The organism is Brevundimonas guildfordensis (assembly GCF_014836405.1).
GTDB lineage: Bacteria > Pseudomonadota > Alphaproteobacteria > Caulobacterales > Caulobacteraceae > Brevundimonas > Brevundimonas guildfordensis.
The window spans coordinates 22,247-37,368 of record NZ_JACSQU010000001.1; the positions used below are offsets into that span (position 1 = coordinate 22,247).

Genomic DNA, 15,122 nt, shown 5'->3' on the forward strand with positions numbered 1-15,122 from the left:
TACGACCATGAGGGGAAAGGCAGGCCTTTGGGCTGGCGCCGCGAGCGCGGCTTTGCTGTCGAGTTTCGGTTTCGCGCCGTACGCTGCGGCGCAGGAAGCCCCGGCGGCGACCGCCATTGCGGATGTTGTGGTTCAGGCCCGGCGGCGCGACGAGCGCTTGATCGACGTGCCGGTGGCCATCACCGCCATTGGCGGAGAGGCGCTGGACGACTATTCGGTCTCGCGGGTCAGCGATCTGGCGACTCTTGTGCCGTCGTTGGTTACGGGCAAGGCGGCGTCGGGTTCCTCGGCCAGCATCTTCCTGCGCGGCGTGGGCTCCACGGCCCTGTCCGCCGGTTTCGACCAGTCGGTCTCCTTCGTCATCGACGGCCTGCCGATGAGCCGTGGCCGCGAGATCAGCCTGCCGCAGTTCGACATCCAGAATGTTGAGGTGCTGAAAGGCCCTCAGGCCCTGTTCTACGGCAAGAACACCACCGGCGGATTGATCAACGTCAACTCCAACAATCCGACTTCGACGTTCGAAGCCGGGGCCAAGGCCGGATACGGCTTTGAGGCCAAGGAGATGTATGGCGAGGCCTATGTCTCGGGTCCGATCAGCGACACCCTGCGCGGACGCCTCGCGGTGCGCCTGGCGGACTCTGCAGGCGCTTTCACCAATACGGCAGCGGACACCTATCCGGCTATGGTGCCGGGCCAGGACGACTGGCATCGGCCGAGCGAGCGTCGCGGCGGGTCGCAGAGCCGGGCAGGGCGCCTGACGCTCGACTGGGACCCGACCGCCCAACTCACCGTGCGCCTGAAGGCCGGCATGACGTCGGTCGACGACAGCGGTCCGACCGACATCATCGAACGCCTCTGCGCGGCGGGCCGCACGACGCCCGCCTCGGCCAACGGCTTGCCGCCCAGCCCCAACGCTGATTGTAAGATCAATGGCCGTTCTGACTCTTCGGCCCTGCCGGGCAACGTCGCCTCGGCGAACTATCGTTACGCCCGCGACGGCGAGCCCTACGCCGAGTTCGGCTCGGAGTACGCGGTCGTCACCGCCAACTGGGAAGGATCGAAGTTCGATATCGAATCGATCACCGGCTACTACCACTTCGATCAGTACGATCTGAACAACGTGTCGGGCGAAGCCTATCCGGCGTCCTTCACCCAGTTCGCGGACTTCACGCAGTATTCGCAAGAGCTGCGCTTCGAGACGAAGTTCGATGGGCCGATCAACTTCTCTGCCGGCGGCTTCTGGGCTCAGGGCGACTTCGTGTTCAACACGGACGGCTACATCATCCCGCTGCCGTTCGATCCGGTTACCCAGTCCTATGTGACCTTCCGTCGTGACAACGGCTTTAAATCGGAATCCTTCTCTGTCTTCGCTCAGGCGTCTTGGGCGATGGGCGAGCAATGGGAACTGAGCGGCGGGGGGCGGTTCAGCAAGGAGACGCGCGACAGCTATCAGCGCTCCTTGGCCCCGCACAGCATGATGGCCGCGGCCTTCCCTGGCGGGATCGAATTGGTCGACGATTACGAAGACGACAACTTCTCGCCGGAAGTGACCCTGCGCTACAAGCCGAGCCGCGACACCACCATCTACGCGGCCTACAAGCAGGGCTTCAAGGCTGGCGGGTTCAACATCTCGCAGGCGCTCACTCCCGACGCCTCGGTCGAAATGGGCCGCTTCGGCGCGGAGACGGCTGAGGGCTTCGAGACCGGTCTGCGCACCCTGGCCTTCGATCGCCGCTTGAGCCTGGGCGTCACGGCCTACCACTACACCTACGACGATCTGCAGGTGCAGTTCTATGACCCGCAGACCAACTCTCTGACGGCCGGTAATGCGGGCAAGCTCCGCACCATGGGGGTCGAGGCGGACTTCAACTACCGCGTGGCCAGCGTCGAGGGCCTGGCTATTCGCGGGGCCGTCGCCTGGAACGACGCCGAGTACCAAGACTATATCGGTCAGTGCTTCCCCGGCCAGACGATCGCCGAGGGCTGCGACCAACTGGAATCCGGCGGCGTCTTCAACGGCCAGAACTACGAGGGCCTGACCCCGCCTAAGGCCCCCGAACTGGCGGCCCGCCTGGGCGCCACCTTCGATCGCATCGTCACCGCTTCGGGCATCGCTCTGCGCTGGAATGGTGATCTGAGCTACACGTCCGAGTACTACTTCACGGACGCCTTGCGCCCCGATGGCATCCAGGACGCCTTCGCCAAGGTCGACACCTCGATCTCGCTGGTGGCACCGGATGAGCGTTGGACCGTATCGCTGATCGGCCGCAACCTGACCAACGAGCTGGTCGTGACGGCTGCGAACGACATTCCGTTCACCGGCGGCATCGGCACCGGCACCGGCGCCGGCGTCCGCGCCGACATGTCGGCCTTCGTCGACAACCACCGCGAAGTCTTCCTCGAGTTCGCCTGGCGGTTCTGACGGGAGGGCAGGGCGGCGTGATCCGCCGCCCTGCTTCCATGTCCTGTTGTAGAAGCCTCACCAAGAAGAGTTGAAAATGCCAGTACTGAACGTGACGACCCGGGACGGCGAGAGCCGTCAGATCGAGGCCGCGGTCGGGCGTAGCGTCATGGAGATCCTGCGCGATGCGGGGTTCGACGAACTGGTCGCCATGTGCGGCGGCGCATGCTCGTGCGCGACCTGCCACGTCTATGTTCACGCCGACCACCTGGGGCGGCTAGCGCCTGTTCAGGGCGCCGAGAACGATCTCCTCGACAGCTCCGAACATCGCCAAGCCGATTCTCGCCTGTCCTGCCAACTGCGGTTCGCCGCCGAGCTTGACGGTCTTAGCGTGACCATCGCCCCTGAAGACTAGGGAACCCCGCCGTCGTCCGATGGGGGAGGGCGTCTGATTTCAACAAGCGCCTTGCTCAACGAGGCGTCGACTATCCGAAGGAGGCTGGCGTGGCGGATTATGACTATGTGATCGTTGGGGCGGGGGCCGCCGGCTGTGTGCTAGCCTATCGGCTGAGCGAGGACCCGAGCGTCAGGGTGGCGTTGATCGAGGCCGGCCCGCGCGACACCCACCCCTTCATCTCCATGCCCAAGGGCCTGGCCAAGGTGATGCAGGATCCAGCCCATCTGTGGCTGCACGCCAGCAAGCCGGAAGAGGCCAGCGGCGGCCAGGCGGAAGTCTGGGTCCGCGGCCGCGTGCTGGGCGGATCCAGCTCGGTCAACGGCATGATGTATGTCCGCGGCCAGCCAGAGGACTTCGACGGCATCGCCGCCCTGTCGAGCGACGATTGGAACTGGGCGTCGATTGGCCCGGCCTATCGCGCCTTGGAGAACCACGAACTGGGAGCGGCGCCCACGCGGGGCGATCAAGGGCCTCTGAAGGTTTCCATGCCCACCCTGCGAGACACGCTGAGCGACGCCCAGGTGGCGGCGGGGCGCGCCCTGGGCTGGGCGGGCAAGGCCGACGTCAATGAGCCCGACGATGTGGAGCGGATCGGCTATACGCCCCGCACCATCTACAAGGGCAAGCGCCAGAGCGCGGCCACGGCCTTCCTGCGTCCGGCAGAGGGCCGTCGCAATCTGACTGTGCTGACAGATCGAACCGTCGACCGCGTCCTGTTCGAGGGGCGTCGGGCCGTGGGCGTCGAGGTCGGCAGCCAGGGCGGCGTTGAAACGATCCGCGCCGGTCGTGAGGTCATCCTGTGCGGCGGCGCAATGTCGACGCCGGGGATTCTGGAGCGTTCCGGCGTCGGCGATGCGGCCCGCCTGGAGGCGCTCGGTGTGCCAGTCGTCCATGACCTGCCGGAAGTGGGCGAGGGGCTGATCGAGCACCGCGGCATCGTCATGCAGTGGAAGCTCAACGCCCAGATTTCCCAGAACCAAGAGTTTTCCGGCCTGCGCCTGCTCAAATCGACGGCGCTTTATTATCTCACCAAGGACGGCCCCATGTCGTCCGCCGCCTATGAGATCGGCGGCTGGTTCAAGTCGGACCCGAGCCAGCCGCGACCGGACCTGCAGATGCTGGCGGCGCCCTACAGCTTCAATCTCGCCAACCGGACCGAGCTTGAGCCCTTCCCGGGCATGAACGTGGTCGTCTATCCGCTGCGCCCGACGTCGCGCGGCAGCATCCATATCGAAACGCGCGACCCGACGGCGCCGGCGGTGTTTCAGCCCAACTATCGCTCTACCGACGCCGACCGTGCGGCCATGGTGGCTGGGCTGCGGCGCGTGCGCGACTGGGCTAACCAGCCCGCGCTGAAGGATCTGATCGTCGAAGAGACCATGCCGGGGCCCGCCTATCAGAACGACGCCGAAATTCTGGACGCCTACGACCGCCACGGCATCTGCGGCTATCACGCGGTGGGCAGCTGTCGCATGGGCAAGGACTCGGCTTCGGTGGTCGATCCCGAACTGAAGGTGCGCGGCGTCGAGGGCCTGCGCGTGATGGACACCTCCATTATGCCGATCATCCCCTCGGGGAACACCAATGGTCCGACCATGGCCATGGCCTGGCGCGCCGCCGACATCATCAAGCGCGACGCCGCCGGAGCGGCCTGAGAGGAGGAGCAGTCATGTCCGAAGAATTCAACCTGACCGGCGGGTGCAACTGCGGCGCCGTTCGCTACGCCTTGAGCGCGCCTCCATTGGCGGTCGCGGCCTGCCACTGCTCCAACTGCCGCAAGCAGTCGGGCGCCGCCTATTCGGTGAATCTGGTGGTGCGGGCCTCGACGATGACGGTTGAAGGCGAGCTGGCGGTCTTCTCCGACCATGACACCGAGAGCGGCCAGCCGGTTTCGCGCCAGTTCTGCGCGGCGTGCGGCTCGCCGATCCGCTCGGTTCCTGCCGCCACCCCCAAGATCGTCGCGGTCAAGGCCGGCACCCTGGACGACGCAAGCGCCTATGGGCCGCAGGTGCACATCTGGACGAAGTCGAAACTGCCCTGGGTCGAGCTGCCGGCGGGCGCCGTCGTGTTCGAGCAAGGCCCGCCGGCCTGAAAACATTCGACCCGCCTGACACGATCACATGAGAAGCGTTGAAATGACCACGACCGGCATGACCCTGGACTGGGACGGCCAGATCGCCATCCTGCGGATGGACGACCCTGCGACCTTGAACGCCGTCACCCTGGCCTCCATCGAGACCTTCAGCGACCTGCTGGACGAAGCCGCCGGACGGGCCCGCGCCATGATCCTGACCGGCGCCGGTCGCGCCTTCTGCTCGGGCGCCAATATCGGCATGGGCATGGAAGGTCGGATGGAGGGCGCGGATTACGACGCCGGCGAAACCCTGGACACCCATATCAATCCGCTGATGACGCGGTTGCGCAACCTGCCCATGCCGTGGATCACCGCCGTCAACGGCGCCGCCGCCGGCGTAGGGGCGTCTCTGGCGTTGGCGGGCGATATGATCATCGCCGGCGAGAGCGCCTTCTTTCTTCAGGCGTTTTCGCGGATCGGCCTGTCGCCCGACGGCGGCTCTTCGCACCTGCTGGTCCGCACCGTGGGACGGGCGCGGGCGACGGAGTTGATGATGCTGGGCGAGCGCCTGCCGGCGGCGAAAGCGCTGGAATGGGGTCTGATCAACCGCGTCGTCCCCGATGCCGAATTGACCGAGGCCGCTTTGGCTTTGGCGCAGCGACTGGCGAACGGCGCCTATTCCCAGCGGCTGATCCGCCAGCTGGCGTGGTCGGCGGTCGACGCCGATTGGGAGACGGCCCTGGCCGAAGAGCGCGCCGCCCAGCGCACGGCTGGCCGTAGCGCCGATCACCGTGAAGGCGTTCGCGCCTTCATGGAAAAGCGCCCGACCGCCTTTACCGGCGCCTAAGGCGCCTCCCGCATCAGTCGAGTAGGCTTATGACTTACAACACCATTCGCTACGAGGTCGAAGACGGGGTCGCCCTGATCACCCTGTCACGCCCGGACAAGCTGAACGCCTTCACGCCCGAGATGATGCGGGAAATGATCGACGCCGTGGATCGAACCGACGCCGATGACGCGGTGAGGGCGGTGATCTTTACCGGCGAGGGGCGAGCCTATTGCGCCGGCGCCGACCTTTCGGCCGGAACCCGGGGTTTCGTCGACGAGAGCCAGCAGTCGCTGATGAACACCGACGGTTCGGTCAACTACAGCTCTGAGGCGGCCCGCGACGGCGGCGGCCTGCTGACCCTGCGCCTGTTTGAGTCCAGGAAGCCGCTGATCGGCGCCATCAACGGCGCCGCCGTGGGCATCGGCGTCACCATGACGCTGCCGATGGATATCCGCCTGGCCAGCGAAGCCGCGCGTTTCGGCTTTGTCTTCACGCGCCGGGGCATTGTGCCCGAGGCGGCCTCGTCCTGGTTCCTGCCGCGTGTGGTCGGGGTCTCGAAGGCGTTGGAGTGGTGCTACAGCGGCCGGGTGTTCGACGCTCAGGAAGCTCTGGACGGCGGACTTGTACGTTCGATCCATGCGCCCGAGAACCTGTTGCCCGCGGCTCGGGCTATCGCGCGCGAGATCGTGGAGAACACGGCGCCGGTCTCGGTCGCACTAACCCGACAGATGCTGTGGCGGGGCCTGGGCCAGAGCCATCCGATGGAGGCTCACCGCATCGACAGCCGCGCCATCCTCTCGCGCACCGCCAGCGCCGACGCCGCCGAGGGCGTCGCCTCCTTCCTCGAAAAGCGGCCTGCTGCCTATCCGGACGCGGTTTCAAAGGACATGCCGGATTTCTACCCGTGGTGGGATGACCAGCCCTACCGCTGAAGCGACGGAGCCGACGTGGATTTCGACCTGACCAGCGAGCAGTCCCAACTGCGCGATAACCTCCGCCGCTATCTGGCCGAGGCCTATCCCTTTGCGGCTTATAATGACGCCAGTCGAAGCGGACCGGGCTGGATGCCGCCGATCTGGCGCGCATTGGCTCAGGACCTGGGTCTGTTGGGCGCAGCCCTGCCGGAAGAGGTGGGCGGTCAGGGGGGCGGCCCGGTTGAGGTGATGCTGATCGCGGGCGAGTTGGGCGCCGCCTTGGCTCTGGAGCCTTACGTCGAGACGGTGGTCACGTGCGGCGGCCTTCTGCGCGAGACCGGCGGGCCGGTCGCCCACGCTCTTTTGCGCCAGATCGTCGCCGGGGAGGCCGTCGCAGCCTTCGGCTGGGCCGAGCCGGCCGCGCGCCATGACTTCGCCGACGCAGCGACGACGGCCGTGGTCGAGGGCGACGGCTGGCGCCTGACCGGCGTGAAGTCGGTCGTGACTGCAGCCCCTTGGGCCGACCATCTGATCGTCACCGCGCGCACAGGCGGCGCGCCCGGCGACCGCGACGGCCTGTCGTTGTTCCTGGTAGATCCTGCTGCCGCGGGGGTGGAGCTGAAGGCCTATCCGACGATCGACGGACGCAGGGCGGCGGACATCGTGCTCAAGAATGTGCGATTGGAGGCCAGAGCATTGCTTGGCGAGACCGGGCAGGCCTTGCCGGTGGTCGAGAAGGTGGCTGACGAGGCTGTCGCCGCCCTGTCGGCCGAGGCGGTGGGGGTGCTGCGCCGCATGTTGCTCGATACGGTCGCCTACACCAGCCAGCGTCGCCAGTTCGGCAAGCCGTTATCAGAGATGCAGGTGCTTCAGCATCGTATGGTCGACATGTTCATTCAGGTCGAGGCGGCGGACTCGGCCGTTCTTCTGGCCACCTTGAAGCTAAACTCGCCGGCGGCGGAGCGGATGCGCGCCGTTTCGGCCGCCAAGGTCACGGTGGGCGAGGCCTGCCGGTTCGTCGGCCAGAACGCCGTGCAACTGCATGGCGGCATGGGGATGACGGACGATCTGCCCCTGGGGCGCTATTTCAAGCGCGCCATGGCCATCGACGCCGAGTTCGGCGGCGAGGACCAACATCTGCAACGCTATGGATCGCTGGCGGCGGCTGCCTGTGCTTAAGCCGCCTTGCCCGACTTGATGACCGTGGCGGCGGTAGCGCCGGCCTTTTCGATGAGGAGGCCGGTCAGAACCATGTCCAGCAGGGTGTCGGTGTAGCGGCGACGCAGGTCATCGTCGATTTCATCAACGCCGAAGCAGTGGTGCAGGATATGCTGGCCGAAGAAGATGTGGTCGCAGGCCCCCAGGACGATGAAATAGAACAACATCGGATCGATCTCGCGGATCCGGCCCTGCGCCACAGCTTCCTCGAGTAGGCGTCGCTGGGTCTCGGCCAGGGGCTTGGAGATGGTCTCGGCCACTTCTTTCGCGGTTTCCGGCGTCTGGAACATGGCGTGGATCAGCCGGTTCACGAACGGGTAACGGAAGTAGACGGTGATGATGCCCTTGATATGAAGCTTCAGCTTCTCCACCGGATCCAGGTCCATCTCGAGCAGTTCGCCCATCTGAATAAGAGCGCGGCCGAGGATTTCCTTGACCAACTCCATCATCAGGCCGTTCTTGCTGCCGAAGTAATACTTCACCAGGGCAGAGTTCAGCCCCGACTTCTGGGCAATCTCGCTCAGCGAGACCTCGATGGAGCCCCGCTCGCTCATCAGGGCCGCCGCGGCCTGCAGCAATTGCGCGCGGGACGAGGATTTTGTGGCTTCGACGTCGGTCATCGGTGAGTCCGTTCGATTTTGTCGCCACTTAAGCGGTTGGTTAGGTGGAACGTCAAGGTCAAGGTTTGCAGCACTTGCTAGATTCTTGAAAAACCTAACCCCGTTAGGTGCTTCTGGGTGGAAAGTCGCGGCGGGGCGCAGGGCGTCGCTGAGTAGCGGGGGGCTGGCGCCGGCTGAGGCGCGCCGTTGAGCTCGACAAAGGAGCCGCGCGCGACGTTGTGCGGGTGTTCGAGGGTTTCCGCCATGGAGAGCACAGGTGCAAAACAGGCGTCGGCGTCTTGCAGCAGCGCTATCCATTGATCGCGCGTGCGGGATTTGAACACTGCCGTCAGGCGGGCCTTCTGCTCGGGCCAGAGGGCTTGGTTCATCTGATCGTCGAACAGGGCGTCGTCGGCCAGACCTGTTCGCTCGCGCAGGCGCGCGTAGAACTGAGGTTCAATGGCGCCGAGGGCGATATGCAGGCCGTCGGCGGTCTCATAGGTGTCGTAGAAGGGGGCGCCGGTGTCGAGCAGGTTGACGCCGCGTTCGTCGCGCCAGGCCCCATGGGCGCGGAACCCCCACATCATGGCGGTCAGCAGCGCAGATCCGTCGGTCATGGCGCAATCGATGACCTGGCCCGGCCCGCCGGCCTTCACCGCGAGCAGGGCCGAGACGATCCCAAAAGCCAGCATCATGCCGCCGCCGCCGAAATCGCCGACCAGATTGACGGCCGGCGTCGGCTTTTCGCCCTGGCGGCCGCTCATGCCCAGGGCGCCGGAGATGGCGATATAGTTGATGTCGTGCCCGGCCAGCGGGGCAAAGGGGCCTGTCTGGCCCCAGCCGGTCATGCGGCCGTAGATCAGCTTGGGATTGTCGGCCAAAAGCACGTCAGGGCCGAGCCCGAGCCGCTCCATCACGCCGGGGCGGAAGCCTTCGATCAGGGCGTCAGCGCTCCGGCACAGGGCGCGCAGCCGATCACGATCCGCCTCTGACTTGAGGTCCAGCGTCACGCACGTGCGCGATCGCAGCAGCGGGTCCAGCGGGTCGTGCACCGCGCCGGGACGTTCGACCCGGATGACCTCGGCGCCATGGTCGGCCAACATCATGGCCGCGAAGGGCCCCGGCCCCAGGCTGGCCAGTTCGACGATCTTCAGTCCTGCGAGCGGTCCCTCCATGGCGGTTACAGCGTCTGGCCGTCGTCGATGGTGAAGACCGAGCCGGTCACCTGGGCGCTGGCGTCGGAGCAGAGATAGAGCAGGGTGGCGTCCAGCGCGTCGGCGTCCATGAACCGGTGGCGCGGGAATTTGGCGAGCAGCGCCTGGCCGGTCCGCGATTCCGCCAGGCCTTCGGTCAGGTCGGTGTGCATGTACCCGGGCGCGATCGTGTTGACGTTCACGCCCTTTTCTGCCCAGTCACGGGCCAGTACGCGCCCCATCTGGGTGACGCCCGCCTTGGTCGCGCTGTAGGGCGCCAGGCCAGGCGAGACCTGCTGTCCGGTGATCGAGGAGATGATGACGATGCGGCCTCGGCCGCTCTGTTCAGAGCCATGCGCCATCATGCGCTTGGCCCCTTCGCGCACGGTCAGAAAGACGCCGCGCAGGTTGACGGCCACGACCCGATCGAACTCGGCGATGGGCAGGTCGACGGCGCGACCGATGCTGCTCAGGCCCGCATTGGCGACCACGCTGTCGACCTGACCGAAGGCGGCTTCGGCGGCGTCATAGGCGGCGATGGTCGAGGCCTCGTCAGCGACGTCCATGGCCACTGAGATTGCTTTCACGCCGTCCGCCTCAAGCTCGGTCTGAAGCTCCTGCAGCAGCGGCAGGCGGCGCGCGGCGAGCACGACCTGCGCGCCGCTGGCCCCCAGGATCTTGGCGAAGCGACGGCCGATGCCGGACGAGGCGCCGGTCACAAGCACGGTTCGCCCGCGCAGATCGAAGCCGGGGCGGATATTCGGGTTCACTTCGGTCATGGAAGGCGACGCGTCTCCAAAAGTCGGGCGTCAGAGTGCGCGCCCTGCGCCCAAGCGGTGAAGGCCAATTTAGGCCCCGCCGCCGCCCAGCGTCAATCGGCCGATTAAAATTCTGCGGCCCAGGCTTTGCAAAAGCGATCAGCGCGGATAGATCGATTTAGTCATTCAGTTAAAATGCGGGCGATCGATATGCGGACGCCCCACCTCAACCCTCTGTTCCACGCCCGCAGACTGCGGGCGGCCAGGAGAGCTTCATGACCCTGATCAATCGCAAGTGGATTCTGAAGCAGCGGCCCACGGCCTCGCTGGCGCCTGACGATCTGCAACTGGTCGAGGCCCCAGCGCCGGCCCCGGGCGGGGGCGAAGTCCTGATCCGCAACATCTACCTGTCGCTGGACCCGACCAACCGGATCTGGATGAGCGACCGCGAACAGTATCTGCCGCCGGTCGGTCTGGGCGATGTCATGCGCGGAACGACGCTGGGCGTGGTGGTCGAAAGCCGCTCGGATCGCTTCGCGCCCGGCGACATCGTTCTGCCCCCGGACGGCGGCTGGCAGCTCTATACGCTCGCAGACGCCAGCCAGACACGGCGGATCAAGGGGGAGCCGGGCGTGCCGCTTACGGCCTATCTGTCCGTGCTCGGGGTGACGGGCCTTACAGCCTATGTCGGCGTGATGGACATCTGCCGTCCCAAGGCGGGCGAGACCTTTGCGGTGACGGCGGGCGCGGGCGCGGTCGGCTCCGTGGCGGGGCAGATCGCCGCCATCCAGGGCGCGCGCGTCGTGGGCATCGCCGGCGGTCCGGCCAAGACCGGCTGGCTGACGGGCGAACTCGGCTTCGACGGCGCCATCGATTACAAGGGCGAGGACGTCGGCGCTGCGCTGGATCGTCTCTGCCCCGACGGCATCGATTCCGCGTTTGAGAACGTCGGCGGACCAATCATGGACGCCGTTTATGAGCGCCTGAACACCGGCGGGCGCGTAGCGGTGTGCGGCCTGATCTCCAACTACAACGACGAGGGGCCGATCCCGGGGCCGACCGACTTCGGACGGATGCTGATGAAGCGGCTGACGGTCAGCGGCTTCATCGTGATCGACCATTTCCACCGCGCGCGCGACGCCTGGTCCGATATCTCCCGGTGGATCGCAGAGGGCCGACTGAAGTGGAAGGATCACGTCGTCGACGGGCTGGACAACGCTCCGGACGCCCTCGGCCTGCTGTTCACCGGCGCCAATGACGGCAAGCTGGTGGTTCGCATCTCTGAAGAGCCGGAGGCCTGAGCATGATCAAGATCATCTTTTGCATCCGTAAGTTGCCGGGTCTGACGGACGCGGAATTCCAGCGCTACTGGCGCGAGGATCATGCGGACCTGGTGCGTCAGGCGGCCGGACCGCTCAACATCCGCCGCTACGTTCAGAGCCACGCCTTTGCGGATCCCCGGGTGTCGCCGGCGATCGATGCGCGCGGCATCGAGGCGGCGCCCTATGACGGCATCGCCGAGCTGTGGTGGGATGATATCGACGCCATCCTGGCGGCGGGCGCCAGCAAGGAGGGGCGCGCGGCGGGGCGACGCCTGCTGGAGGACGAGAAGCGCTTTATCGATGTGAAGGCCTCGCCGCTGTTCTATGCGCGCGAGCACGAAATCATCGCGCTGAAGGATTGAGCCTCTTCGGCGACGGCGGGCCGTTTCCTCCGCTGTCGCCGCCCTTCAGGGCAGCCGATCCAGCGCTTCGTTGTCAGCGATAAAGCGGTCGAGGCGCGGACGGACCGCGGCATCTTCCTGCAGCAGCTGGGCGAAGGCGCGCACGCTCTGTTCGGCGTGGGCGCTGTCCGGCCGGGTGAGGCGCAGGATGGCGGCGACCGCGTGTGGGCTTCGTCCGCTCCAACGCGCGGCGACATCCGACGCCGCCTCCAGCGCGTCCGGTGCGACGGCGTCCACCAGGCCCTGAGCCAGCGCCGCCTCCGCCACGACGACTTCTCCGTCGAGGATGAACAGCCGCGCCCGATGGGGTCCGATCAGGCGCGACAGGCGCTCTGGCCCGCCGGAGCCCGGGAAGATGTCAAGCCGGACCTCGGGCAGGCCGATCACCTCGACCGAGGCCTGGGCGATGCGCATGTGGCAGGCCAGAGCGATCTCGAAGCCGCCGCCCATGCACACGCCGTTGATGGCGGCGATGACCGGCTTGTCCGCGCCCTCGATCAGCCGCCCCAGGCGATCGAACGGGGCGCCGACGAAGCTGTCGGGTTGGATCGCGCCATCCGCCACCGCCTGCGCCGCGCGCGAGATCTGGGCGACGTCGGCGTGGCGGATGAAGACATCGTCCTGGCCTGTCAGAATGAGCGCCCGCGTGTCGGGATCGTCGAGCGCCGCCTGAACGACCTCGGCCAGCTGTGCGGCTCCGCCGTTGCTGATGAATCCGCCCGGCGCGTTGGCGTAGCGAATGACAGACACACCGGCGCGTCGCTCGAGGGTGACGGATGCAGCCATGGCTCAGTCGAACCGGACGCCGCCGTCGACGTTGACGGTCTGACCGGTCACGTAGCCGGCGTCCGGCCCCAGCAGGAAGGCGATGGTTGCAGCCTGTTCGTCCGGATGGCCCTGACGACGCATGGGAATGCTGCGGGACACGGCCTTCTTGATGGCGTCGAAGTCGTTGCGGCTGGAGCGGTCGGCCAGGCGGTTGAAGGTGCCGTCCATCATGTCGGTGTCGACCGAGCCGGGGCAGACGGCGTTGACGCGGATGCCCAGCGGCGCCAGTTCCAGCGCCAGTTGCTGGGTGAGGCCGATCACGCCGAACTTCGACGCGCAATAGCCGCCGTAGTTGGCCATGCCGGCGCGACCCGCCAACGAGGACAGATTGACGATGGCGCCGGGCTTCTCGGCGCTGCGCATGGCGCGGCCGGCCGCCCGGCAGACATTGAAGACGCCGTTCAGATTGATGTCGATGGTGCGCCGCCACAGGGCGTCGTCGATATCCAGCAGGGGCGCGCCGCCGGCGCCGCCCGCCGTGCCGGCGTTGTTGACGATGGCGTCAGGGACGCCCAGTTCGGCGCAGGCGCGCTCGATCATGGCGTCGACCTGAGCGATGTCGGTGACGTCGCAATCGACGGCGATGGCGCGACCGCCGCCCTGGCGGATCTCGTCTGCGACCGAGGCGGCGCCGGTCCAGCCGCAGGCCTTTTCTTCGTCGGGGAAGGTGTTCGGGTCGCGCGCCGGCGCGGACACCACGACCGCGGCGCCTTCAGCGGCCAGTCGCAACGCCGTGGCGCGTCCAATCCCCCTCAAGCGGCCCGCCCCAGTGACCAGAGCCACGCGTCCTTGCAATCGACCGCTCATGACAGCTCCCCTTTGTTATTCGCGCGATTAAGATGCGTTGGCTTGCCATCGCCTCCTTCATCGGTCAATTAAAATAACGGGCTGTGCGTCAGCGGAGGGATTGCGTGAACCTGTCTTTCGAACCGTCTGAGCTGGCCTTCCGCGATGAGGTCCGGGCCTATTTCGCTAGCGATTATCCCGCGGATATTCTGGCCAAGGCGCGGAATGGCGAACCGTTGGCGCGTGCGGACCACGTCCGGTCGCAGCAGGCGCTGAACGCCAAGGGCTGGTTCGGGGTCGGCTGGCCTCCTGAGCATGGCGGTCCCGACTGGACGCCGATCCAGCGCTACATCTTCGAAAGCGAGCTGGAGCGCGCTGGCGCGCCCGGCATCATCCCCATGGCCGTCATCTACATCGGCCCGATCATCTGCGCTTTCGGCAGCGAACAGCAAAAGCGCGACTGGCTGCCGGCCATCCTGGAGTCCCGCGCTCTGTGGGCTCAGGGCTACTCCGAACCCGAGGCCGGTTCAGACCTGGCCAGCCTGTCCATGCGGGCGGAGCGGGATGGCGACCACTATGTGCTGAACGGCGAAAAGATCTGGACGTCCTCCGCCCACTGGGCGGACTGGATCTTCTGCCTGGTGCGCAGCTCGGTCGAGCCGCGACGGCAGGACGGCCTGTCGATGATCTGCGTCGATATGCGCACGCCCGGAGTCCAGGTTCATCCCATCATCGGCATCGATGGGTCGCACGAGTTGAACCGCGTCAGTTTTGACCATGTGCGCGTGCCGGTCGCTAACCGCATCGGCGAGGAGGGCAGGGCGTGGACCTACGCCAATGTGCTGTTGAAGGCCGAGCGCCTGTCGTACGCCCATGTCGGGCGCAAGAAGGCCGACTTGGCGCGAATCCGGGCCCTGGCGAGCGAGACGCCGTGGCGCGGCGGGCGCCCTCGTAGCGCGGATGGCCTGTTCATGGCGCGTCTCGCCCGGCTCGAGATCGAGGCGGAGGTGCTGGAGGTGTCAGTGCTGCGCGCGCTCAGCGGGGAGGTCGAGGCCGCCGCCGTATCGGCGTTGAAGATCAGCGCCACGGAACTGGCTCAGAAGATCACGGAACTGGAGATCCTGCTGGCGGGCCGCGACCAGATCGCCTACCCGCCGCGCGCTGGATCGAGCTGGCGCGAGGCGGTGCCGGCCGTGCTGCCCTTCGCGCCGCCAGCCTCGGCGGCCTATCTGTTTGAGCGGGCGCAAACCATCTATGGCGGGGCGACCGAGGTGCAGAAGACCATCATCTGGCGCAGCCTGGCTCGCCTCGCTGGCTGAGTATAGATAATCGATTGATTAAA

At 66.6% G+C, this 15,122-nt stretch carries 15 protein-coding genes; 10 read left to right on the forward strand and 5 right to left on the reverse strand.

The window, feature by feature from the left end:
- Positions 1-52: 52 nt before the first annotated feature.
- From H9656_RS00075 to H9656_RS00105, 7 genes are all read left to right on the forward strand, one after another.
- Positions 53-2,422 carry a TonB-dependent receptor gene (locus H9656_RS00075; RefSeq protein WP_225212155.1) on the forward strand — a complete coding sequence of 790 codons (2,370 nt, stop codon included), beginning with the start codon at positions 53-55 and terminating at the stop codon, positions 2,420-2,422.
- 76 nt (positions 2,423-2,498) lie between these two features.
- Positions 2,499-2,816 (forward strand): 2Fe-2S iron-sulfur cluster-binding protein, encoded by a 318-nt coding sequence (locus H9656_RS00080; RefSeq protein ID WP_191742291.1) that lies wholly within the window; start codon positions 2,499-2,501, stop codon positions 2,814-2,816.
- Positions 2,817-2,905: 89 nt separating this feature from the next.
- A complete protein-coding gene (locus H9656_RS14240) occupies positions 2,906-4,513 on the forward strand; it encodes a GMC family oxidoreductase (protein WP_191742292.1) in 1,608 nt (535 codons plus the stop codon).
- 14 nt (positions 4,514-4,527) lie between these two features.
- Positions 4,528-4,950 (forward strand): GFA family protein, encoded by a 423-nt coding sequence (locus tag H9656_RS00090; RefSeq protein ID WP_191742293.1) that lies wholly within the window; start codon positions 4,528-4,530, stop codon positions 4,948-4,950.
- Positions 4,951-4,993: 43 nt separating this feature from the next.
- Positions 4,994-5,779 (forward strand): enoyl-CoA hydratase-related protein, encoded by a 786-nt coding sequence (locus tag H9656_RS00095; protein ID WP_191742294.1) that lies wholly within the window; start codon positions 4,994-4,996, stop codon positions 5,777-5,779.
- 29 nt (positions 5,780-5,808) lie between these two features.
- On the forward strand, positions 5,809-6,693 hold the full coding sequence (locus H9656_RS00100; RefSeq protein ID WP_191742295.1) for a crotonase/enoyl-CoA hydratase family protein: 885 nt from the start codon (positions 5,809-5,811) through the stop codon (positions 6,691-6,693).
- Positions 6,694-6,708: 15 nt separating this feature from the next.
- Positions 6,709-7,854 carry an acyl-CoA dehydrogenase family protein gene (locus H9656_RS00105; protein ID WP_191742296.1) on the forward strand — a complete coding sequence of 382 codons (1,146 nt, stop codon included), beginning with the start codon at positions 6,709-6,711 and terminating at the stop codon, positions 7,852-7,854.
- Here H9656_RS00105 and H9656_RS00110 read toward each other — a convergent pair.
- The 3 genes from H9656_RS00110 to H9656_RS00120 form a co-directional block, all read right to left on the reverse strand.
- The gene (locus tag H9656_RS00110) at positions 7,851-8,513 is read right to left on the reverse strand and encodes a TetR family transcriptional regulator (protein ID WP_191742297.1); all 663 of its coding nucleotides are present in this window, start codon (positions 8,511-8,513) and stop codon (positions 7,851-7,853) included. The two genes, H9656_RS00105 and H9656_RS00110, sit on opposite strands and share 4 nt — an antisense overlap.
- A 77-nt stretch (positions 8,514-8,590) precedes the next feature.
- On the reverse strand, positions 8,591-9,667 hold the full coding sequence (locus tag H9656_RS00115) for a CaiB/BaiF CoA transferase family protein (RefSeq protein ID WP_191742298.1): 1,077 nt from the start codon (positions 9,665-9,667) through the stop codon (positions 8,591-8,593).
- A 5-nt stretch (positions 9,668-9,672) separates the two neighbouring features.
- Positions 9,673-10,464 carry an SDR family NAD(P)-dependent oxidoreductase gene (locus H9656_RS00120; protein ID WP_191742299.1) on the reverse strand — a complete coding sequence of 264 codons (792 nt, stop codon included), beginning with the start codon at positions 10,462-10,464 and terminating at the stop codon, positions 9,673-9,675.
- 254 nt (positions 10,465-10,718) lie between these two features.
- Here H9656_RS00120 and H9656_RS00125 point away from each other — a divergent pair, with 254 nt between their 5' ends.
- On the forward strand, positions 10,719-11,744 hold the full coding sequence (locus H9656_RS00125) for an NADP-dependent oxidoreductase (RefSeq protein ID WP_191742300.1): 1,026 nt from the start codon (positions 10,719-10,721) through the stop codon (positions 11,742-11,744).
- Between the two features lie 2 nt (positions 11,745-11,746).
- Positions 11,747-12,127, forward strand: a complete 381-nt coding sequence (locus H9656_RS00130; protein ID WP_191742301.1) for an EthD domain-containing protein — start codon at positions 11,747-11,749, stop codon at positions 12,125-12,127.
- A gap of 45 nt (positions 12,128-12,172) precedes the next feature.
- Here the strand turns inward: H9656_RS00130 and H9656_RS00135 are convergent, their stop codons facing one another.
- Both H9656_RS00135 and H9656_RS00140 read right to left on the reverse strand, forming a co-directional pair.
- Complete coding sequence (locus H9656_RS00135) at positions 12,173-12,952, reverse strand: enoyl-CoA hydratase/isomerase family protein (protein WP_191742302.1); 780 nt, start codon at positions 12,950-12,952, stop codon at positions 12,173-12,175.
- A gap of 3 nt (positions 12,953-12,955) precedes the next feature.
- Positions 12,956-13,801: an SDR family NAD(P)-dependent oxidoreductase gene (locus H9656_RS00140; protein ID WP_191742303.1), complete on the reverse strand. Its 846-nt coding sequence runs from the start codon at positions 13,799-13,801 to the stop codon at positions 12,956-12,958.
- A 104-nt stretch (positions 13,802-13,905) separates the two neighbouring features.
- Here H9656_RS00140 and H9656_RS00145 point away from each other — a divergent pair, with 104 nt between their 5' ends.
- Positions 13,906-15,099 carry an acyl-CoA dehydrogenase family protein gene (locus H9656_RS00145; protein WP_191742304.1) on the forward strand — a complete coding sequence of 398 codons (1,194 nt, stop codon included), beginning with the start codon at positions 13,906-13,908 and terminating at the stop codon, positions 15,097-15,099.
- The last annotated feature ends 23 nt before the right edge of the window (positions 15,100-15,122 follow it).